Raw genomic sequence first — 20,588 nt, 5'->3', positions numbered from 1 at the left:
ATGAAACGGCTGCTTATTGTGGCTCATGCCCCATCTCCGAACACTTTGCGGTTGCGGGAGGCCGTTGAAAACGGCGCCCGCCACCCGGACATAGAAGCCGTTGAAGTGGTCGTGAAAGCGCCGCTGGACGCGGGCCCCGAGGATGTGCTGGCATGTGACGCCATCATTCTTGGCACCACCGAAAACCTTGGCTATATGTCCGGGGCGCTCAAAGATTTCTTCGACCGAAGTTATTACCCCTGCCTTGAAGAGACCCAAGGTCTCCCTTTCGCTTTTTATATTCGTGCCGGACACGATGGCACGGGCACCCGACGAGCCATAGAGAGTATCACCACAGGATTGCGCTGGAAGCTGATTAACGAACCGTTGACTTGTCGTGGCGATTACAAAGATGAGTTTGTCGAGCAATGTGAAGAACTGGGAATGTACGTTGCCGCCAGTCTGGATGCTGGCCTGGTGTAAAACCACCAGACAGTGGCAATTGGATAAATCCGGAAGTGATAGGCGACAGTCCGCAGCGCAAGCACTACAATGCAGGGTTGTTTTTACCATTTGAAATCGACCTCGACGGGTACCAATCTTGAAGTCATTGCCGCTGCAACAGTTGTACAAATCCTGTGTTCTGAAAGACCTGCCATTTAAAACGACCCGGCAATTGGAACCGCTGGCCGAAATCGTGGGCCAAAATCGCGCTGAAGAGGCTGTTCGCTTTGCGTTGGCCATGCCTCACGGCGGCTATAATGTGTACGCGGTTGGCCGAAACGGGTTGGGCAAGCGCACGATGATGCTGCGTTACCTCGAGCACCACACGGATACCCAGCAGCAAATTCACGACTGGTGCTACGTCGCCAATTTCGATGAGCCCCGGAATCCCAAGCTACTCAAGCTTCCTGCGGGTATGGGGCATCAACTCAAACAGGACATGGACAAGCTGATGTCCCGTTTGGTCAAAATGATTCCTCAGACGTTCGAAGGCGACGGTTTTCTTGAAAGAGCCGAAAGTCTGAAAAACGACTACGTCAAAATGCAGGAAGACGAACTGGAGAAGGTGGCCGCACAGGCACGTCGTAAAAAGGTGAGTCTCACCGTGACGACGCCGGGTGGCTACCGGTTGGTTGCCATGAACGGTGATCAGCCTCATACGCCGGAAAGCTTTAAAGAATTGACGGATGCCCAGCGAGATAAGTTTGAGGAGGTCATAAACAAGCTCGAGAAAAAGCTGCGGCAAGCACTTCGTAAGTTGGCCGACTGGGAAATGGAGTATGCCGAAAAGCAGCAGGCGCTCAACCAGGAAACGCTGGAAGGTATATCCGGGCATCAGTTCGACGAACTGGAAGCAGAGTATGAAACGTACTCGGATGTGGTTGCCTATCTGAAAGCTGTGCGCAAAGACCTGGCCGAAAATCTCGATATCTTTCTGGAAGATGGCGAGGAGCAAGCGGCCATGGCCTATGCGTCGCTCGATAGAAAGGCTCCGCGTCGCTATCTGATCAACCTGTTGGTGCATCAAAACAACCACGAAGTACCTGTAGTGGTAGAGGAGAATCCCACGTACCACAGTTTGTTCGGTTACGTAGAGAACGTAACGTACAAGGGTACCGTGTTCACGGATTTCTCCCTGATCCGGCCGGGCAGTCTGCATCGCGCCAATGGTGGTTACCTGCTGATGGATGCAGACAAGGTGCTGGAGCAGCCGTTTGTGTGGGATGCGCTGAAGCGAGCCCTTCGCTCTCACTCGATCGAGATTAATTCCCTGGAGCGGGAGCTGACCTTGTCGGGCACGATCTCTGTCGAGCCCGAAGCCGTTCCGCTGGATGTCAAAATTGTGCTTTTCGGGGACCGTGAAACCTGGATGCTGCTTCAGGAATACGATCCGGAGTTTGCAGAGCTGTTCCGGGTGACGGCAGACTTTGAAAACGAAATGTACCGCACCGTGGACAGTCAGGTTCAGTACGCCAAGTTTATCGCCAGTCTGGTTGTCGAGAAAAAGCTGTTGCACTGCAACGCTAAAGCGGTGGCGCGAATCATCGAGTACAGTGCACGCCGGGCTGAGCACCAGGACCGGCTGTCGTTGCACGCCGCCGATATTGCCAATTTACTGCGGGAATCAGACTTCTGGGCGCGGCAGGCCGGTGCTCGTCTGATCAGTGATGCGCACGTAACCCGTGCACTGGAAAGTGCCCGCTACAGGGATAGCCGCATTCGGGATCATTTTTACGATTCCATTCGGGATGGTACAACGCTGGTTAGCACAACCGGCACCTGCGTGGGCCAGGTCAACGCGCTCTCGGTTCTATCGACAGGTGGTTTCGAGTTTGGTTTGTCTAACCGGGTAACGGCTTCTTGCTACTATGGTGACGGGGAAATCATCGACATCGAAAGAGATGTGAAGCTGGGCGGTAATATTCACTCCAAGGGCGTGATGATTCTCAGTTCCTGGTTGTCCTCGCATTTTGCCATGAACGATCCCATGCACCTGTCGGCCAGCCTGACGTTCGAACAGAACTACGGCGAGGTGGACGGAGACAGCGCTTCCCTGGCGGAGCTGGTGGCGTTGATATCGACCTTGTCAGGTGTGCCTGTGCGTCAGGATTTGGCGATTACCGGGTCGGTGAACCAGTTTGGAGAAGTTCAGCCGATTGGCGGGGTCAATGAGAAAGTAGAAGGTTTCTTTACCACCTGTGAACTGAAAAGCGGCCTGACCGGCACGCAAGGCGTGATCATTCCTCACACCAATGTACAGAACCTGATGCTGGATACTGAAGTGCTTCAGGCGGCTAAAGCCGGTAAGTTTTCGGTGTATCCGGTTGCCCGGGTCGAAGATGCGATTACACTGTTGTTGGGCAAGTCGGCCGGTAAAGTGGACAGTAAAGGCAGGTACCCTAAACAGAGCGTTTTTGGCATTATCCAGCAACGGCTCGAAAAAATGCGTGAACATGAGCGCCAGGAACAAGCTCGGGACGATCAAAAAGATCCGTCCATTCACTGATGGCCCCCATAACAAAACGGACAGGAGAGTGAACTTTCATGACTGATACCCCGCAGACTGTGTACGTAGTAGAGGACGATGAAGCCGTCCGTGATTCATTGGCACTGCTGCTTAAATCAGACAGCAAGCCGGTGAAAACCTACGAAAATGCAGGCGCTTTCCTGAAAGATTATTCGGAAGAGATGGCTGGCTGTATCGTGCTGGATATCCGGATGCCTGGCATGGATGGCATGGAGTTGCAGAAGAAACTCAATGAAAAGCATTCCATTCTTCCGATCATCTTCGTGACCGGACACGGTGACGTGCCGATGGCGGTTGATGCCATGAAAGAAGGTGCTGTGGACTTCATCCAGAAGCCTTATCGGGAAGAGGCGCTTCTGGAAAAAATTGAAGCCGCACTGGCGCAAGACCGTGAACAGCGCAAGACTCTGGGCGAGCGCATGGAAATTGTCCGCCGGGTGAAAAGCTTGACGCCCCGGGAAACGGAGATCATGGACAGGATGATCGCCGGGCAAGCGAATAAGGTGATCGCCATCGAGCTGGAAATCAGTCAGCGCACCGTTGAAATTCACCGTTCCCGGGTGATGCACAAGATGGGCACGCATTCCCTCGCACACCTTGTACGTATGGTGCTGTCCGTAAAGGACCTTATCGACTGATAGGGCTGGTATGGTCATCATGCCAGAATCCTTATAACCGATTAGGTTGACTATGACTGCTAGTGCCAGTGAAAACTCAGAGGTGACGGTTCTGTTGGTGGATGATAATCCGCAGAACCTGAAGGTCCTATACGAAACCCTGAAAGACAAGGGGTATCGATTGCTGATTGCCAATGAAGGCGCAAAAGCTCTGGATCTGGCCCACCGTCACCGTCCTGAAGTTATTCTGCTGGATATCATGATGCCGGAGATGGACGGCTACGAGGTGTGTGAACGCCTCAAAGGTGATCCGGTTACCTCCGATTGCGCCGTGGTGTTTCTGTCAGCCCTTGATGACCTGTCTTCCAAGGTGAAAGGGTTTTCGCTGGGTGGTGCGGATTATATTTCCAAGCCTTTCCAGTCACAGGAAGTGATTGCGCGCGTGGATACCCACGCCAAAGTCATTCGGCTTGAGAGAGAGCTTCAGGCCCGCAATCGTGAGCTGGTCAGCGACCAGGCCCGTATCCTTAATTCCATCAGCGAAGGTATTTATGGGCTGGATGAGAATGGCGTCATCGAGTTTGCGAATCAGGCTGCTGCGCTGATCGTGAACTGTCCTGTGGAAGATCTCATCGGGAAAAACTTCTTTGACCTGCATTTTGCCACCGCGTCCGACAGTGATATATGCCTGCCTGTGATGAGGACGTGTCGCCAGGGCGTGGCAGAGCATCAGCGCAATATCCAGTTGCAACGGGTTGATGGCGGCGCTTTCCCTGCAGAGTATCGGGCAACCCCTAAACTGGACAATGACGAGTTGCATGGGGCGGTAGTGGTGTTCCGTGATATTACCGTCGAACTCAACAACGAGCGCGCTTTGGAAGAAGCGCGCGCTCTTGTACAAGAGCAAAGGGATCAGCTGGCCCACACCTCGCGTTTGACCACCATGGGTGAAATGGCGGCGGGGTTTGCGCACGAGGTTAATCAGCCTTTGACGGCCATTTCGAATTACGCGCGGGTTTCAGGACGAGTGATGGCTAAGGAGAACCCGGATCTCTCCTTGCTGAACGAAACCATGGGGAAGATTGAGGCGCAGTCCCACCGGGCCAGCGAGATCATCCGTCGCATTCGCCGGTTTATGAAAAAACCGGCGACCGGAAAAGAAAAGCTGGCGGTGCCCACGCTGCTTGAAGATACCCGCCAGTTTGCGGAAGTGGATATGCGCAACAACGAAGGAGGAATTGAGGTGGTTGTCGAGGATGACTTGCCGGATGTGGTTGCGGACCCGGTGCAGGTGCAGCAGGTGGCCCTGAACTTCATTCGAAACGCTCTGGAGGCGACTCGAGCCGCCGGCTCCTCAGCGCCCGTCGAGGTCACGGCTCGTCGCTGTGGCGAGAAATGCGTACGCGTGCAGGTTCGGGACCACGGCGTGGGTGTTGCTGAAGAGGCGGAAGATAAGCTGTTTCACCCTTTCTTCACCACGAAAGAGGACGGTATGGGTATCGGTTTGGCAACCTGCCGCTCGTTGATACAGGCGCAGGGCGGGGAGATAGGCTACGAGCGACCTGATGGAGTAGGAGCCTGCTTTTACTTCACGCTTCCCGTCGCAGGCGCGGGTGACGATGCTTGCACTGCCGAGTAAAAAAAAGACTGCCTGATTGGTCAGGCAGTCTTTTTGTTCTTCTGGCTCCCTCAGAGCCAGTCTACACGGCCGCTCAGATGCGGTGCCGTGCCTTTTGAGTTCAGAACCTGATAGTCCCAGCCATCGTGGCCTTCCTGCCAGTTAAGTTGTGCCGTTCCTGGAAGCAGTAGCGGGGTTTTAAACTGGCACGTGATGGTGAAGGCGCCTTCCTTCCAGTCGTCTCTCTGTTCCAGCTGCGCAAGTGCATGTGCCTTGCTCCACATCCCGTGTGCGATCGCTCTGGGGAATCCGAAGGCTTTTGCGGTCAATGCGTAAAGATGAATCGGGTTTTGGTCGCCAGCAACCTTTGCGTACTGTCTGCCGATATTTTCCGGGGCGGTCATCAGTTCGGTAAACGGCAAGGTTTCCGGCTTTTTGCGTGTTGATTCCGGTTTGGATTCAGTAGTTTTAGGGCGTGCCATGCGGAAGAGGTTAGTGCTGGTTTCTTCCCAGATGAGAGCGCCGGCAGAGCGGGCTTCGGTCACCAAATCAAACTCAATGCCTTTGTTCGTTCGCTGTTGGTTTCCCAGTGTTACGCGAATATCCAGATTTTCGCCGGTCATAATGGGGCGATATTGAGTGATGCTATTGCGAATGTGTACCAGCCCAAGCAAGGGCAGGGGAAACTTGGGGTCGGTCAGTAGCTTCAAATGCAGAGGAAAGGCCAGAATGTGGGGCCAGGTGGCCGGCAATTGAGACCCCGCCTTGAAGCCGCATACTTTGCGGTAGTTGGGCAACGAATCGGTGTCGGTGGCAATACCGACGACTTCAGCCTGAAGTTTTGGGATGTGTGTGTTTTCGCTCGGTTTCTGCTGTTTAGGAAGGAGCGCCCGGCCAAAAAGTGGAAGCAGATTAGGGGTCTTGTTGCGGTAAATAGTCGATTCTGGCATTGAGACTTTCTCCGTTGCCGGGTTGTCGTCGTAGTGTGAATGACAGTTAGTTGCATTGCTTAGGTTATTTTTGTGATTTAGTTCAACTAACCTTCTATGGCCTGATATGATATTAGCCATTGGCCTAAGTCGCGGCTGCGAGGAAGTCTGTCAAACCCCATGACAACGGGCATTGACCAGGCATGCTTGGGGCGTTGTCCAGCGGGCCAAGGATATCGCTGTTAACTATAAAAACGCGGGATACAAGGGAAACTATGCAGGAATTACGTGATGCGGGTGTGATGTTGCGCTTGATCTACGAAGCGATGAAAAGGAAAGGTATCGATACCGACGCGGTTTTTAGTCGATTGGGCGTAGATGAAAGTTATGTATACACAGAACAGCTTCGAACACCCCACAGTGCGCAGCTGTATTTCTGGCAGGCAGTAGAAGATGAATCGGAAGATCCGGATATCGGATTGCATTTAGGGGCCGCATTGCCACCCTACAAGGGGCAGGTTCTTGAGTATTTGTTTTTAAGTAGTCCTACCTTTGGCGAAGGCCTTCGCCGAGCTCAAAACTATCAGCGCTTACTGAGCGACGCGGCAAACACCGCCTTTCTGATCGAAGGGAATGAAGCCTGCATGGTGCTGGATGCCGCCTCAGAAGAAGTGCGCCGGCTGAAACATTTCAATGAATGCTTTGTGCAGGGGCTGGTTACCTTTTTCAAGTCAATCACTGGCGACCGCTTTCATCCGTCCCGCATTGAGTTTGAGCACGATCGCGATCGCGGCATTGAGCATGTAAAAGAAGTTCTGGGCTGTGACGTGGTGTTTGGTGCTGAGGAAAACCGACTGTATTTTCCGGTTGAAGTGCTGTCGTATGCGTCGCCACATGCCGAGCCTGAGTTGTTGGCGTTGCATGAGCGCTTTGCCAGCGAACAGGTTGCGCGACTCGAGAAGAAGGATATCGTTGGCGCTGTGGAGCGTATCGTGGCCGAGTTGCTCGACAGTGGTGAAGTAACGCTGGATTCCGTCGCTGAGCGATTGGATATCAAACCTCGCACGCTTCGTACCCGCCTGACCGAGGCTGAAACCAGCTTTAATCAGGTGCTGGCGGATTTCCGCTACCGGCTTGCCAGGCAGTTGCTGGCAACAACGGACGAGTCAATCGACGAGATCGTATATCTGACCGGATTTTCCGAGCCGAGCACTTTTTACCGGGCGTTCAAGCGCTGGTCCAACATGACGCCGATCGAGTATCGCAAGACGGCTCAAAGCAAAGATGTCACAGAAGTGACTGCTTAATGATCAATTTAGAGAAAAATGAAAAAAGTTTCGAGAAAGCGTTGACATAGCGGCCGGGGTCTATATAATTCCGCCTCGTTGTCAGCAAGCAATCACCGCTTGCAAAGACAGACCGCGCGGAGCGGTAGTTCAGTTGGTTAGAATACCGGCCTGTCACGCCGGGGGTCGCGGGTTCGAGTCCCGTCCGCTCCGCCATTTTTCTTCTCTTTTCTTCTCGTTTTTCCTGATTCAAGTTTCCTGACGTATCGCTTTCCGGCTTTCGCCCGGACTGATTCCGTACCAGCGTTGATAGGCTTTGTGGAATGCTGGCGGGTTGGCAAAGCCCAGCAGCCATGCAATTTCAGAAAGCGACGCATTGGTTTCCCGGATATAGTCCTGTGCCAGTTGTTTCCTTGTTTTATCCAGCAGTTGCCTGAATCCGGTTCCTTCTGAGCTTAGCTGCCGTTGCAGTGTCCAGGGGGTGGTGCCCAGTTTGGCTGCTAATGTCTCCAAGGTAGGGGTCTCCCCTCTGAGCAGCGGCGTTAATAGCCGCTGTACGCGGTCGGCCACACTCCAGCCTTGCCGTATCTCCCTGAGTTCTTCCTCGCACCACTGGGTCAGCTTGTTGTGCATTGCTGGATGGGCTTGAGCGGGGGTTTGGTGCCATACACTTTCTTTCAGCTGAATCGAGTTCTCCGTGGCGCTAAATTCGACCGGGCAGCGGAACCAGCTTTCAAACAATTCGTCCTGACCGATCGATGGATATTCGATGCGAACTCTTTCGAGTACATCGTAGCGACCGGTCATGTGGCGGACGAGTTGTACCCATGCTGCCAGAATCGAATCGACAACAAAATAGTTGTATTGATTGTAGGGGGCGATGGAATGAAAGCGCGCAAGCCGCCCGGTTTTATCAATCGACGGCTCGCCTCGGGAGTTCTGGCTGGTAAGCAGTGAGTATCGGATAAGTGTTGACAATGCCTGGCCCGCTGAGTGGGCCGTTTCAGCGGCGAGCCCGGCCAGTCCGGCGTCTGCAGGGCGGGTCAAGGCTCCCATTCTTAACCCGAGTGCGCGATTGCCTGTCAGGGTGATTCCGGCATGCCCCAGCCTCATGTAGCGCGGGATGCTGATTCGAGAGTCCGGTGAGGCAAGCGCCGAATCGCTCAGGTGAAATTGAGTTTTGAGTTTATCGGTTGCGCCACCTTCCGCTTCAATGGCTCGTATCATTACCGATACGTAGAGAAGGCTGATGTCGCCTAAGGCGTTTGTGGCTTTGGGGCGTGTTTGTAGGGTCATGGCTTTATTATTGGTGTTATCTGAAGATAGTCAAATGTAGTTTCAGGATATTGTTGGTGGGCGGGCGGCTGGGTAATGTAATCGCCATAACATAAGCGGGGAGACTTCCCCGGCCTGATAAGACATATGATGAGGAGCACATCGATGACCACAAGCCCTGGTGCCAGCAAATACCCGCATCTTCTGGAGCCTTTGGATCTTGGTTTTACCACCTTGCGCAATCGGGCCTTGATGGGTTCGATGCACACCGGTCTGGAAGAGTCGCAAGAAGGCATCGAGCGCCTTGCGACGTTCTACGCCGAGCGAGCGCGCGGCGGGGTCGGGCTTATCGTTACTGGCGGTATCGGGCCGAACGCTGAAGGCGCCGTATTCCAGCACGCCGCGAAAATGACGAACGAGGAAGAGTCTGATTCACATAAGGTGATTACTCAGGCTGTTCATGAGGCCGATGGCAAGATCTGCATGCAGATTCTTCATGCCGGCCGCTATGCGTACTCCCCGGCTCTGGTAGCTCCCTCTGCCATTCAAGCCCCTATTAACCCGTTCAAGCCCAAAGAGCTTGATGAAGAAGGCATTCAGGGGCAAATCGAAGATTATGTAAACTGTGCGGCCTTGGCCCAGCGTGCCGGATACGACGGCGTCGAGATCATGGGTTCAGAAGGCTACTTCATCAACCAGTTCATTGTGTCGCATACCAACCACCGCACCGACCGTTGGGGTGGCAGTTATGAGAATCGTATTCGTCTGCCAATCGAGATTGTGCGCCGCGTTCGCGAGCGGGTGGGTGAGAACTTTATTATTATCTATCGCCTGTCGATGCTTGATCTGATTGAAGATGGCAGCACCTGGGAAGAAGTGGTTCATCTTGCTAAAGAAATCGAAAAAGCGGGCGCGACCATCATCAATACGGGCATTGGCTGGCACGAAGCGCGTGTTCCGACCATTGCCACATCCGTTCCGCGAGCGGCCTTCACCAAGGTGACGGCACGCATGAAGAAAGAAGTAAGCATTCCGCTGGTGACGACCAACCGCATCAATATGCCGGACGTGGCCGAGAAGGTTCTGGCGGAAGGTGATGCCGATATGGTTTCTATGGCCCGTCCATTTTTGGCGGATGCAGAGTTGGTGCTCAAGGCGGCCGAAGACCGTGCGGAAGAGATCAACACCTGCATCGGCTGTAACCAGGCCTGTTTGGATCACACCTTCAGTGGCAAGGAAACATCCTGCCTGGTTAACCCGAGAGCCTGTAACGAAACCAAATTGGTTTACGTGCAAACCATGAAGCCTAAATCGATAGCCGTTGTCGGTGCGGGGCCTGCGGGGCTCGCCTTTGCGACAGTAGCAGCAGAGCGTGGCCACAAGGTGACTGTGTTTGATGATGCCAGTGAGATTGGCGGTCAGTTCAACGTGGCCAAGCGCATACCGGGTAAAGAAGAGTTCTACGAAACGCTGCGCTACTTCCGTGTGATGCTGGATAAGCACGGCGTGGATGTGCGCTTGAATACCCGTGTAACAGAAGAGGATTTGAAAGCCGGAGGATTTGACGAAGTGGTTCTCGCCACCGGCGTTAAGCCTCGGACTCCCGACATCGAAGGGATCGACCATCCGAAAGTGATCGGCTATCTGGACGCCATTCTGAAGCGTAAGCCGGTTGGTCAGAAGGTTGCTGTGATCGGGGCTGGTGGTATCGGGTTCGACGTTTCGGAGTTCATCGTGCACGAGGGCGAATCCCCGTCATTGAACACTGAACACTTCATGAAGGAGTGGGGCGTGGATCTGACCGTTGAGCACCGGGGCGGTATCAAAGGTGTCGAGGCTGAAGTGCCCGCTCCGGCACGCGAGGTTTACCTGTTGCAGCGCAAGGTTTCCAAGGTCGGTAAGAATCTGGGTAAAACCACCGGTTGGATTCACCGTACCTCCTTGAAAAACCGCGATGTGCAGATGATTCCGGGTGTTAGCTATCGCAAGATCGACGACGAAGGTCTGCACATCACTGTCACTCCGAAAGGTGCCGAGCAAGGCGAAGATAAGGTGTTGCCGGTAGACACGGTGATCATCTGCGCCGGCCAGGATCCGCTGCGGGAGTTGCAATCCGGATTGGAAGCGGCCGGCCTGCCTGTGCATCTGATTGGCGGTGCCGATGTCGCCGCTGAGTTGGATGCCAAACGCGCAATCAATCAAGGTAGCCGGTTGGCCGCCGAAATCTGATCACAAAACGTTGCAGTTTTTCTCTGTGTTTCGGGATAGGTCTAGCTAGACTGTATCAAGGATGACTCGATCTGGAGTCTTGGCGCGCCTGATAGCGCCTTGTAATAGAGTTCCCGAAGCACGGAGAAGGTTAATGGTTATTGCCAGCCAAGCTGCCGAGGCGCACTCGGCAGTATTTTTCATGGATGGAGTGCAGGTTGCACGTCAAATGCGTTTGTCGGAATTCGGCGCGTTTCTGGACGGATATGTGGGGCTTTCCGACCTCGCAGAAACGGAAGTGCGAGCGGTGCTTGTCAATCTGAACCCGGATCTTACGGTAGCGGCTCTGGTTTTTTTCAAAATCTGGTTTGATGAGGACGGTCAGGCCGATAGAAGCTGGAGCATTCCGGTTGAAGCATTGGCAGAGCAAGGATCGAAAGGCCCGGATCTGGGCGGTGGCCCGATCCGTTTGGTGTGCCGAAGCCAAACGCCGGATGCCTCGGTAAAAGAGTCTCTTTGGGACCCGGATATGACGCCCGGGAATAGCCACTTCCATTCCATACGCAAGTCAGTTCAGGCGAATTCTCTTCGGTTTCAAAAAGTGGAAGCGCGGGAGGCCGATATTCCCACCCTTGACCTTCCAGACGATGTCCCGAATGACGACGACTCACAGCAGCGTTCTCGCATGGCTCAATTGTTGCGCGAGCACCGTCTGCGGATTAAAACTCTCCAAAGTGTGCACCGGGATGTCTTGAGTGACCTGCGGCGTGAACATCGGGTTGAAATGCAGGCGCTACGGAATGAGTTTCTGGAGCTTGAGCAGCAATATGAGCGTCTTAAACATACTAATGGGCAGTTGAAGCAGCGCTTGGCCGAGCGCAACGAACAATACCTGTCGATGCAGCAAAGTATGGCCGGGAACCACTCGGAATCCGGTGACAAAGCCAGTGCCGAGTTGGTTTTGTTGCGTGAACAGCTTGAACGCAAGCAGCACGAGTTGAAACTGCGTGACGAGGCGATTGATGCCCTAGAGCAGGAGAACGATGAGCTCAAGAACCGCGAGCCTCTGGAGGGGTCTGTTTTAGCGAAACTGCAGGACCACTCGGTGTTTTTAGTGGCTTTTCATCATGGTGTAGGCCACATTTCTCTTCCGGCCGCTGACATTAGCACCTACTTCAAGAATCCCGTGGCTTATGCCGCCGAGCGCTGTGGTTTGAGCGAAGCAGCTTATCAGGAATGGCTGGAACACTACGAACATCCGCACTGCGTGCAGCACAATGAGGCCGGGGTGCCGTGTGATGAGCCGATCGTCCGCGTGACGCAGCCAGCCGAATTCAAGGCGGGCATCGATGATCGCTGCGACGCCCACAAACCGTGATATCGATCTTTTTTTAGTATCTGCGCGAGTTTCGTTAAACTGTCCCTAACTTCGGAAAAAGATCAGGGTGGCAGATCGCTGCGCCTGTCGCATAAAGGCACCACAGGATACTTCATGGATCAATTCAGGAATATCGGCATCATTGGCCGCATGGGCAGCGTCAAAGTGGTCGAGTCGCTGCGTCAGCTTAAGCAATACCTGACGGCCAATAACTATCAGGTCATTATTGAAGAAGACACCGCCACCATGATTCCTGGCCACGGGCTTCAGGTGGCCAGTAAAAAACTGCTCGGAGAGATTTGCGATCTTGTTATCGTCGTTGGCGGTGATGGCAGCCTGTTGGGCGCGGCACGTGAGCTGGCAAAGTCGAAAGTGCCCATTCTCGGGGTAAACCGGGGCCGCTTGGGCTTTCTGACCGATATATCGCCGGTGGATCTCGAAGAACGTCTGGCGCAGGTTCTGGCTGGCGATTACATGGAAGAATCGCGCTTCCTGCTGGATGGCCATGTTGAGCGGAACGGCCAACCTTTGGGTTTCGGGTCGGCACTGAACGATGTCGTGCTGCACCCCGGTAAATCTACCCGGATGATTGGTTTCGATCTTTATATCGACGGGCACTTCGTTTACAGCCAGCGTTCAGACGGCCTGATCGTGGCAACGCCCACAGGCTCTACAGCTTACTCCTTGTCTGCGGGCGGCCCGATCATGCATCCCAAACTGGATGCAGTTGTTCTGGTTCCCATGTTTCCGCACACCTTGAGCAGTCGGCCGATCGTGGTTGACGGCAAAAGCGAGATCAAACTGGTGATCGGGGAAACCAATGAAACCTATCCGCAAGTCAGTTTTGATGGGCAGATGAATATTGCGTGTGCCCCTGGCGATATCATTCGTATCACCAAGAAGCCGTTCAAGATCCGTCTTATTCACCCGACCGATCACAATTTCTACGCCACCTGTCGTGACAAGCTGGGTTGGGCAAGCGAGATAGCAGCGAGTTGATCATGGTGAGAGCAAACGAAGTGGGCAAACGCGGTTACGACATCATCGGTGATGTGCACGGGTGTGCGAATACCCTTGAGCAATTGCTGGTTCAAATGGGGTATCGCAAGCACAACGGCGTATACGAGCATTCGCGCCGTCAGGCAATTTTCATTGGCGACATCATTGACCGTGGCCCCAGAATTCGCGAATCGCTGCATCTGGTTCGGGATATGGTTGAGCGGGGCTCTGCCCGAATTGTCATGGGCAATCACGAATATAACGCGCTGGGTTACTGTACCCGTGCCCGTCCGGGTAGCGGAAAACAGTTTCTTCGCGAACATAATCCCCGCCATGACCGGTTGATCAAGGAAACGCTCGAGCAATTTGATGCGTATCCCCATGAATGGAATGAGTTTCTGGAGTGGTTTTACACCATTCCGCTATTTATTGAAGAAGAGGGTTTTCGTGTCGTTCACGCCTGCTGGGATCAAACGTTGATTGATCAGTTCCGCGAGAACCAGGGGGGTGCGTGCATTGATGAGGACTTTCTTCACGCATCGGCTGCCATAGAGTCGTTCGCCGGTCAGGTCATGGACACATTGCTGCGAGGGACGGACCTTCGTTTGCCAGAAGGGGTAAAAATTACCGGGCGGGATGGCTATACCCGGGAGTTTTTCCGCACTAAATTCTGGGCCGACAACCCTCAAACCTATGCAGATGTCGTGTTTCAGCCCGACCCGTTGCCACCGGAAGTGGCCGCCATGGAGTTGACGCCAGACGAGCGGGCGCAATTGATTACCTACCCCAAGGATGCGCCCCCGGTTTTCGTTGGCCACTATTGGATGGACAGTGAACCAGCTCCTTTGAAGCACAACGTCGCCTGCATTGATTACAGTGCCGTGAAGTATGGACGAATGGTGGCGTACCGGATGGACGATGAAAAGGTCTTGTCGAAAGACAAGTTTGTTTGGGTGGATGTGAGTCGTCCTGACCAAACCGATTATCCGATCAGTGAAGACAGTGTCGCTCGATAACCCTGCGAGGTAAGTTTGGAGAACCGGAATTCATTCCCTGTGACCCCGGATGGCCGCTGGCAGCCGGGGCCGAAGCATGCGCCCCTTGTGACCGCAGTACTTGTGCTGGCCCTGATCATGGTTTGGCTGACGGGTATGGGGCAAAATGCCCTGGCGGTCAAAATGACAGCCGTAGATCCCCGAATCGTGCCCTGGCATGTGTTTGATACCTTTCAAGGTCGGCTCGACGCGTTGTTAGCAACCTTGGCTGCCGGCGAAGTCTGGCGCTTGATTACGCCAGACTTCCTGCACTTCAGTTGGACCCATCTGATTTTTAACGCCGTGATGCTCTGGTTTCTTGGCAGTCAGATCGAGTGGATCGACGGTAAGGCGAGGCTTATTGGTCTGTTCGTGGTGACGAGCCTTGCCTCCAACGTGCTTCAGTATCTGGTGTCCGGACCGTTATTTGGTGGTTTGTCAGGCGTCGTCTATGGGGTGTTGGGGTATTGCTGGTTGAGTCAGCAGAGGCAACCCCGGTTTCAGTTCCCGCCGGCGCTGGTAACCTTCGCGTTGGTCTGGATGGTTATTGGATTTACGCCTATTCCCGAATGGGTCGGGTTGGGTCGAATGGCGAACGAAGCACATCTGGGCGGTTTTCTGGGGGGATTGGCGATGGCGCTGATAGTGCCTCCCCATAAAAAAAGCCCCACCAAAAGGTGAGGCTGAAAAGAGCTAATAGCTCCTGATGAGAGAGACCAAATGAAACGACCAGTGACATTTGGTTTGAAAATAATAATCGTTATCATTTGCGTCTGTCAAACGGATTTGCCGATTTTTTTTACGAACCTATTTTCAAGAGGTGGGTCATGACCTACGACGAACTGATTGAGCGGCTGGATCCAACCATCTACCGCAACCTCAAACAGGCCATTGAGCTGGGCAAGTGGCCTGACGGTCGAGCCATTTCACGTGAGCAGCGCGCGATTTCTCTCGAAGCGGTCATTTATTACGAAAACAAGCACAACATCCCCGAGGAAGAGCGGGTGGGGTACCTGGATCGCGGCGAAAAGGCCGGGACGGCTTGTGACCCCTCTGTGCAGTTCCGAAAAGATCGCCAGGCACAGAACAACGATGTCGATCCGGATCAATTTGTTGAGGTTAAGGTTTGACGGACTCTATCGATGTGACCGGGCGTTTGCGAAAAATGCCCGCAGAGGCGGGACATCCGGTGGCGTACACTCTGGCAGTGGGCGATACCCGAATCCCGATGAACGAGCTGATCGGAAAGAAGCTGAGACTGGATTTTGAGGGTGTGATTCGCTGCATCAACTGCGACCGCATCACCAAGAAGAGTTTTAACCAGGGTTTTTGTTACCCCTGTTTCCGTAAGCTGGCGGCCTGCGACAGCTGCATTATGAGCCCCGAGAAGTGTCATTTCCATCTAGGCACCTGCCGCGAGCCAGAGTGGGGCGAGGCTAACTGCATGGTTGAACACGTGGTGTATCTGGCCAATTCCAGCGGATTGAAAGTTGGCATCACACGGGGCACCCAGGTCCCCACGCGTTGGATCGATCAGGGCGCTGTTGATGCCATTCCTATGTTGCGCGTGTCGAGCCGCTATCTGGCAGGTCTGGCGGAAGTTGCGTGTAAGAGCCATGTTGCTGACCGCACCAACTGGCGTGCAATGCTGAAGGGCGATGTGCCGGAACTGGATTTGGTTGAAGAGCGTCAGCGCATATTGGCGTTGGTCGAAGACGATCTGGCCGAGTTAAAGCGCCAACACGGCGAAGACAGTTTGCGAATTGTGGATGAGGCCTCACTTGGGTTGGGTTATCCGGTGCAAGTCTGGCCGGCGAAGGTCAAAACCCATAATCTGGATAAAACGCCCGAGGTAGAAGGCGTGCTGGAAGGTATCAAAGGCCAGTACCTGATGCTCGATACCGGCGTGATCAACGTCCGAAAATTTACCGGTTACGAAGTCCGGTTCCGGGTTCTCGACTGAGCCTGTCATGTTTTTTGTTTGGAGAGTATGAATGCGAACCAATCAGCCGCAAACCATTTACCTGAACGAATATCAGGTTCCCGCCTATTTGGTTGATCGTGTGGATTTGCGTTTCGAATTGTTTGAAGACGGCGCCCGGGTCTACAGTACCATGGCCGTGCGCCGAAACCCTGAAAGCACCGAGGCCGAAGCGCCTTTGCAGCTCGACGGTGATAGCTTGAAGCTGGAATCTGTGTCGCTCGGTGGCGAGTTGTTGTCGGGCGATGCCTACGAAGAGCAGGGTGACAAGCTGGTTATAAAAAACGTGCCAGCCCGGTTCGAATTGAATGTAGTGACCTGGATTGAGCCGCAAAACAACACTCGCCTGGAGGGGCTGTACAAATCCTCCGGCATGTTTTGCACTCAGTGCGAAGCCGAAGGTTTCCGCTGCATTACCTATTACCCGGATCGCCCTGACGTGATGGCGGTGTTCCGCACCCGCGTAGAGGCTGACAAGGCGGCTTATCCGATTTTGCTTTCCAACGGCAATCCGATTGACCAGGGTGAGCTTGAAGGCGGGCGGCATTTCGTGACTTGGGAAGATCCGTTCCCTAAGCCGGCTTATTTGTTTGCTTTGGTTGCCGGCGATCTGGTTGAGAAGAAAGACACCTTCACAACCTGTTCTGGCCGTTCTATCGATTTGCGCATGTATGTTGAACCCCGCAACGCGGCCAAGTGCGACTTCGCCATGGATGCTTTGAAGCGTTCCATGCGTTGGGATGAAGAGGTGTATGGCCGGGAATACGATCTCGATATCTTCATGATCGTGGCGGTCGATGACTTCAACATGGGCGCGATGGAAAACAAGGGGCTGAATATTTTCAACTCGTCCTGCGTGTTGGCCAGCCAGGAAACGGCGACTGATGCCTCTTTCCAGCGAATTGAAGCGATCGTCGCCCACGAATACTTCCACAACTGGTCCGGCAACCGGGTTACGTGCCGCGACTGGTTCCAGTTGAGCCTGAAAGAAGGCTTTACGGTGTTCCGGGATGCCCAGTTCTCAGCAGATATGGGCTCACCCACGGTAAAGCGCATTGAGGATGCAACGCTCCTGCGCACTGCTCAGTTTGCAGAAGATGCCGGCCCGATGGCGCACCCGGTTCGCCCTGCGTCGTATATGGAGATTTCCAACTTCTACACGCTGACCATCTATGAGAAGGGTGCCGAAGTTGTGCGAATGATCCATAACCTGCTCGGCGAGGAACTGTTCCGCAAAGGCAGCGATCTCTACTTTGAGCGTCATGATGGCCAGGCGGTTACCACCGATGACTTTGTGCGGGCAATGGAAGATGCCTCCGGCCGTGATTTAACGCAATTCCGCTTATGGTACGAGCAGGCGGGTACGCCGGTGGTCACGGTGAGTGATGAATATGATGAGCAGCGCGGCGTGTACCGTCTGAATATTCGTCAGAGCATTCCCGACACTCCGGGCCAGCCGGATAAGAAGCCCCAGCACATTCCGTTCGCTCTTGGTTTGCTTGATAAAGCGGGCCAGTCTTTACCCTTGAATCTGAATGCCGAAGAGCAGGGCGGGCCGGTTGATCGTGTGCTTGAGCTGACAGAGGCAGGGCACAGCTTCGAGTTCCACGGCCTGTCGGAACGCCCGATACCGTCGTTGTTGCGGAGCTTTTCTGCGCCTGTTCGAGTGCAGTACCCATGGACCCGTGAGCAGTTGCTGTTCCTGATGAGCCACGATCCGGACGGCTTTAACCGATGGGATGCCGGTCAGCGTTTGGCGGTTGATGTCATTCAGTCTTTGATGGAAGCATCGGACGATGCAGAGATTGATCCGAGATTGGTCGAGGCCTACCGAAGTCTGCTGAACGACACGTCACTGGATCAGGCGCTGGTCGCAAAAATGCTGCTGCTCCCTTCAGAGGCCTATCTGGTTGAGCTGGCGGATCAGGCGGATGTGCCGGCAATTCATGCGGCCCGTGAACGAGTGCTGACGCACCTTGCCGAATCGCTGCGAGACGAATTGGTGGCGTGCTATCAGCGCAGCCAGGCGCAGGGCGACTATCAGCTGACGCCGGATGCGATTGCGCACCGCAGTCTTCGCAATACGGCGCTCGCTTGGCTGTTGCACATTAAAGATTCTGATGGCTTGGCGTTTGCGCTCGACCAGTATCGTTCAGCTGATAACATGACAGACCGTTTGGGCGCATTACGGGCCTTGGTGAACTCTGACTTTGTTGATGAGCGCGAGCAGGCTCTGGTCGAGTTCTATCGTCAGTTCAGTGATGACCCGCAAGTTGTTGAAATGTGGTTCTCCGTCCAGGCCTCAAGCCATCAAGCCGGCCAGCTGCCACAGATACAGGCGCTTCTTCAGCATTCTGCGTTCGATTGGAAAAACCCGAACAAGGTTCGCTCGGTGATCGGGGCGTTTGCAGGTCAGAATCTGGCCGCGTTCCACAAAGCCGACGGCAGTGGTTATCGGTTCCTGGCTGATCAGGTGTGCAGGCTGGACGACAGCAATCCTCAGATTGCCGCGCGTTTGATTTCGCCGCTGACCCGTTGGAAGAAGTTTGCGCCAAAGTACGGTGACCAAATGAAAGCTGCGTTGGAGCATGTGCGCGACAAAAGCGAGCTTTCACGGGATGTTTATGAGGTGGTTCTGAAAAGTTTGGCCGATTGATGCCGATAAAATGGAACCCAGACGCCGTTGGTTCCGTGTAGGGGGGGGAGCCAACGGTGGCGGGCTGTTGTAGATACAAAATCGCACTTTTGGTCGATAGACTTTGTTGCTCGATCGACTAACCTGAAAGAAAGTTTGAGTAGTATCAGACAATAACAAGATGGCCCGTTAGAGGCTTTCAGACACTTTAAGGTTACACAATGAAATATAAGAAGAATCTATGGCTTGGCGGGCTGCTGGCTCTGTCATTTGCCGCGTCACCGGTTACGGCTGCCGTCTCTTCGAGCCAGGCCGCACGTCTTGGCAATGATCTCACACCGTTCGGATCGGTTAAGGCCGGTAATGAGGCTGGTACGATTCCGGCGTGGACCGGGGGCTTGACTGAAGCACCAGCCGGCTACGAAGGCAGCGGGCAGCATCACATTGATCCATTTCCGGACGACGAGGTTCTGTTCGAGATTAATGCCTCCAATATGGATCAGTACAGCGAGCATTTGACCGATGGCGTCAAAGCCATGCTGGAAGCCTATCCGACTACCTTCAGAATTCCTGTGTACCAGTCCCGGCGTACGCACGCTGTGCCAGACTGGGTTGCAGAAAACACAAAGAAGAATGCGACCAAAGCTCGAATCGTAGGCGAAGCAGAGGGGCTGAAAGGTGCCTACGGCGGTTACCCTTTCCCGATTTTGCATGGGTCTAACGAAGAAAAAGCCTGGCAGGTTATCTGGAACCACCTGACTCGCTGGCGCGGTATCAGCATCACTCGCCGCAGCAGCGAAGTGGCTGTGCAAACCAACGGTACTTATGGTCTGGTGACATCCCAGCAAGAAGCGTTCTTTAACTTCTATAATCCTGAAGGTAGTGAAAAGGATCTTGATAACGTTATTTTCTACTACCTGAGCTTCACCCAATCGCCTCCGCGTCTGGCCGGTGGTGCGATTCTGGTTCATGAAACCCTGAACCAGATAATTAACCCGCGAAATGGCTGGGGGTATAACGCCGGTCAGCGGCGGGTTCGCCGAGCGCCCAACCTGGGCTATGACTCACCCATCGCCGCAGCCGACAACCTGCGTACGGCCGATGATACCGATATCTTTAACGGCGCCATGGATCGCTACACCTGGAAATACGAAGGCCTTAAAGAGATCTATATCCCCTACAACAACTATCGAATTGGCGAGAAGGGTACGCCTTATTCCGAAATTCTCGGAAAAACCCACCTGAACCCAGATCTGACCCGTTGGGAACTGCATCGGGTGCACGTTGTGGAAGCTAACCTGAAAGAAGGCGAGCGTCACATTTATGGCAAACGCCGTTTCTATGTCGATGCCGACAGCTGGAATACGGTTCTGCTTGACCAATACGACGGTCGGGGCGAACTGTGGCGCGTGACCATGGGTATCCTCAAAAACTACTATGATTTACCGGGGGTTTGGACGGTTCTGGATGTCTATCACGACCTTCAGGCTCGCCGCTATCACGTGCTGGGTTTGGATACGGAAGAGCCGAATACACGGGTGTTCAGCGATGATATTCCTAACAAGCGATATTTCTCACCGTCGTCCCTGCGTAGACGCAGTGTTCGATAGGTTTCAAG

At 54.1% G+C, this 20,588-nt stretch carries 16 protein-coding genes and 1 tRNA gene; 15 read left to right on the top strand and 2 right to left on the bottom strand.

Annotation, left to right across the window (positions count from 1 at the left end):
* The 4 genes from JAO79_RS13510 to JAO79_RS13495 all read left to right on the top strand — a co-directional run bounded on the left by JAO79_RS13510 (window position 1) and on the right by JAO79_RS13495 (window position 5,266).
* On the top strand, window positions 1–462 hold the full coding sequence (locus JAO79_RS13510) for a flavodoxin family protein (RefSeq protein WP_199007780.1): 462 nt from the start codon (window positions 1–3) through the stop codon (window positions 460–462).
* Window positions 463–580: 118 nt separating this feature from the next.
* Window positions 581–2,989 carry a Lon protease family protein gene (locus tag JAO79_RS13505; RefSeq protein WP_199007779.1) on the top strand — a complete coding sequence of 803 codons (2,409 nt, stop codon included), beginning with the start codon at window positions 581–583 and terminating at the stop codon, window positions 2,987–2,989.
* A gap of 38 nt (window positions 2,990–3,027) precedes the next feature.
* The gene (gene fixJ, locus JAO79_RS13500) at window positions 3,028–3,648 is read left to right on the top strand and encodes a response regulator FixJ (protein WP_199007778.1); all 621 of its coding nucleotides are present in this window, start codon (window positions 3,028–3,030) and stop codon (window positions 3,646–3,648) included.
* 52 nt (window positions 3,649–3,700) lie between these two features.
* Window positions 3,701–5,266 carry a response regulator gene (locus JAO79_RS13495; RefSeq protein WP_199007777.1) on the top strand — a complete coding sequence of 522 codons (1,566 nt, stop codon included), beginning with the start codon at window positions 3,701–3,703 and terminating at the stop codon, window positions 5,264–5,266.
* Between the two features lie 50 nt (window positions 5,267–5,316).
* Here JAO79_RS13495 and JAO79_RS13490 read toward each other — a convergent pair whose 3' ends face one another.
* Complete coding sequence (locus JAO79_RS13490; protein ID WP_199007776.1) at window positions 5,317–6,195, bottom strand: MaoC/PaaZ C-terminal domain-containing protein; 879 nt, start codon at window positions 6,193–6,195, stop codon at window positions 5,317–5,319.
* Between the two features lie 254 nt (window positions 6,196–6,449).
* On the opposite strand from JAO79_RS13490, the gene JAO79_RS13485 reads away from it, so the two are divergent.
* Window positions 6,450–7,481 (top strand): AraC family transcriptional regulator, encoded by a 1,032-nt coding sequence (locus JAO79_RS13485; protein ID WP_114333197.1) that lies wholly within the window; start codon window positions 6,450–6,452, stop codon window positions 7,479–7,481.
* A gap of 118 nt (window positions 7,482–7,599) precedes the next feature.
* A tRNA-Asp gene (locus JAO79_RS13480) sits at window positions 7,600–7,676 on the top strand.
* Window positions 7,677–7,709: 33 nt separating this feature from the next.
* On the opposite strand, the gene JAO79_RS13475 is transcribed toward JAO79_RS13480, so the two are convergent.
* The gene (locus JAO79_RS13475) at window positions 7,710–8,756 is read right to left on the bottom strand and encodes an AraC family transcriptional regulator (protein ID WP_199007775.1); all 1,047 of its coding nucleotides are present in this window, start codon (window positions 8,754–8,756) and stop codon (window positions 7,710–7,712) included.
* 144 nt (window positions 8,757–8,900) lie between these two features.
* Here JAO79_RS13475 and JAO79_RS13470 point away from each other — a divergent pair, with 144 nt between their 5' ends.
* The 9 genes from JAO79_RS13470 (at window position 8,901) to JAO79_RS13430 (ending at window position 20,580) form a co-directional block, all read left to right on the top strand.
* A complete protein-coding gene (locus JAO79_RS13470; protein WP_199007774.1) occupies window positions 8,901–10,964 on the top strand; it encodes an NADPH-dependent 2,4-dienoyl-CoA reductase in 2,064 nt (687 codons plus the stop codon).
* A gap of 133 nt (window positions 10,965–11,097) precedes the next feature.
* Entirely contained in the window at window positions 11,098–12,321 is a 1,224-nt protein-coding gene (locus JAO79_RS13465; protein WP_199007773.1) for a DNA repair protein, read from the top strand.
* 114 nt (window positions 12,322–12,435) lie between these two features.
* Window positions 12,436–13,320, top strand: coding sequence for an NAD(+) kinase (locus JAO79_RS13460; RefSeq protein ID WP_199007772.1), 885 nt, complete (start codon window positions 12,436–12,438; stop codon window positions 13,318–13,320).
* 2 nt (window positions 13,321–13,322) lie between these two features.
* On the top strand, window positions 13,323–14,336 hold the full coding sequence (locus JAO79_RS13455) for a metallophosphoesterase (protein WP_199007771.1): 1,014 nt from the start codon (window positions 13,323–13,325) through the stop codon (window positions 14,334–14,336).
* A gap of 15 nt (window positions 14,337–14,351) precedes the next feature.
* Complete coding sequence (locus JAO79_RS13450) at window positions 14,352–15,035, top strand: rhomboid family intramembrane serine protease (RefSeq protein ID WP_199007770.1); 684 nt, start codon at window positions 14,352–14,354, stop codon at window positions 15,033–15,035.
* Window positions 15,036–15,181: 146 nt separating this feature from the next.
* Window positions 15,182–15,484 carry a YeaC family protein gene (locus JAO79_RS13445; protein ID WP_199007769.1) on the top strand — a complete coding sequence of 101 codons (303 nt, stop codon included), beginning with the start codon at window positions 15,182–15,184 and terminating at the stop codon, window positions 15,482–15,484.
* On the top strand, window positions 15,481–16,317 hold the full coding sequence (locus JAO79_RS13440) for a DUF2797 domain-containing protein (protein WP_199007768.1): 837 nt from the start codon (window positions 15,481–15,483) through the stop codon (window positions 16,315–16,317). Before JAO79_RS13445 ends, JAO79_RS13440 begins: the two co-directional genes overlap by 4 nt.
* Window positions 16,318–16,348: 31 nt before the next feature.
* Window positions 16,349–18,991 (top strand): aminopeptidase N, encoded by a 2,643-nt coding sequence (gene pepN, locus JAO79_RS13435; protein WP_199007767.1) that lies wholly within the window; start codon window positions 16,349–16,351, stop codon window positions 18,989–18,991.
* 200 nt (window positions 18,992–19,191) lie between these two features.
* Window positions 19,192–20,580: a DUF1329 domain-containing protein gene (locus tag JAO79_RS13430; RefSeq protein WP_199007766.1), complete on the top strand. Its 1,389-nt coding sequence runs from the start codon at window positions 19,192–19,194 to the stop codon at window positions 20,578–20,580.
* Window positions 20,581–20,588 lie beyond the last annotated feature (8 nt).

This window comes from Marinobacter litoralis (assembly GCF_016427555.1).
GTDB lineage: Bacteria > Pseudomonadota > Gammaproteobacteria > Pseudomonadales > Oleiphilaceae > Marinobacter > Marinobacter litoralis_A.
This window is presented reverse-complemented; position numbering and strand designations above follow the sequence as displayed.

Coding starts and splice junctions, on each gene's coding strand:
- JAO79_RS13510 (WP_199007780.1), top strand. CDS start 1: ATGAAACGGCTGCTTATTGTGGCTCATGCCCCATCTCCGAACACTTTG.
- fixJ (WP_199007778.1), top strand. CDS start 3,028: ATGACTGATACCCCGCAGACTGTGTACGTAGTAGAGGACGATGAAGCC.
- JAO79_RS13495 (WP_199007777.1), top strand. CDS start 3,701: ATGACTGCTAGTGCCAGTGAAAACTCAGAGGTGACGGTTCTGTTGGTG.
- JAO79_RS13490 (WP_199007776.1), bottom strand. CDS start 6,195: ATGCCAGAATCGACTATTTACCGCAACAAGACCCCTAATCTGCTTCCA.
- JAO79_RS13485 (WP_114333197.1), top strand. CDS start 6,450: ATGCAGGAATTACGTGATGCGGGTGTGATGTTGCGCTTGATCTACGAA.
- JAO79_RS13475 (WP_199007775.1), bottom strand. CDS start 8,756: ATGACCCTACAAACACGCCCCAAAGCCACAAACGCCTTAGGCGACATC.
- JAO79_RS13470 (WP_199007774.1), top strand. CDS start 8,901: ATGACCACAAGCCCTGGTGCCAGCAAATACCCGCATCTTCTGGAGCCT.
- JAO79_RS13465 (WP_199007773.1), top strand. CDS start 11,098: ATGGTTATTGCCAGCCAAGCTGCCGAGGCGCACTCGGCAGTATTTTTC.
- JAO79_RS13460 (WP_199007772.1), top strand. CDS start 12,436: ATGGATCAATTCAGGAATATCGGCATCATTGGCCGCATGGGCAGCGTC.
- JAO79_RS13455 (WP_199007771.1), top strand. CDS start 13,323: ATGGTGAGAGCAAACGAAGTGGGCAAACGCGGTTACGACATCATCGGT.
- JAO79_RS13445 (WP_199007769.1), top strand. CDS start 15,182: ATGACCTACGACGAACTGATTGAGCGGCTGGATCCAACCATCTACCGC.
- pepN (WP_199007767.1), top strand. CDS start 16,349: ATGCGAACCAATCAGCCGCAAACCATTTACCTGAACGAATATCAGGTT.
- JAO79_RS13430 (WP_199007766.1), top strand. CDS start 19,192: ATGAAATATAAGAAGAATCTATGGCTTGGCGGGCTGCTGGCTCTGTCA.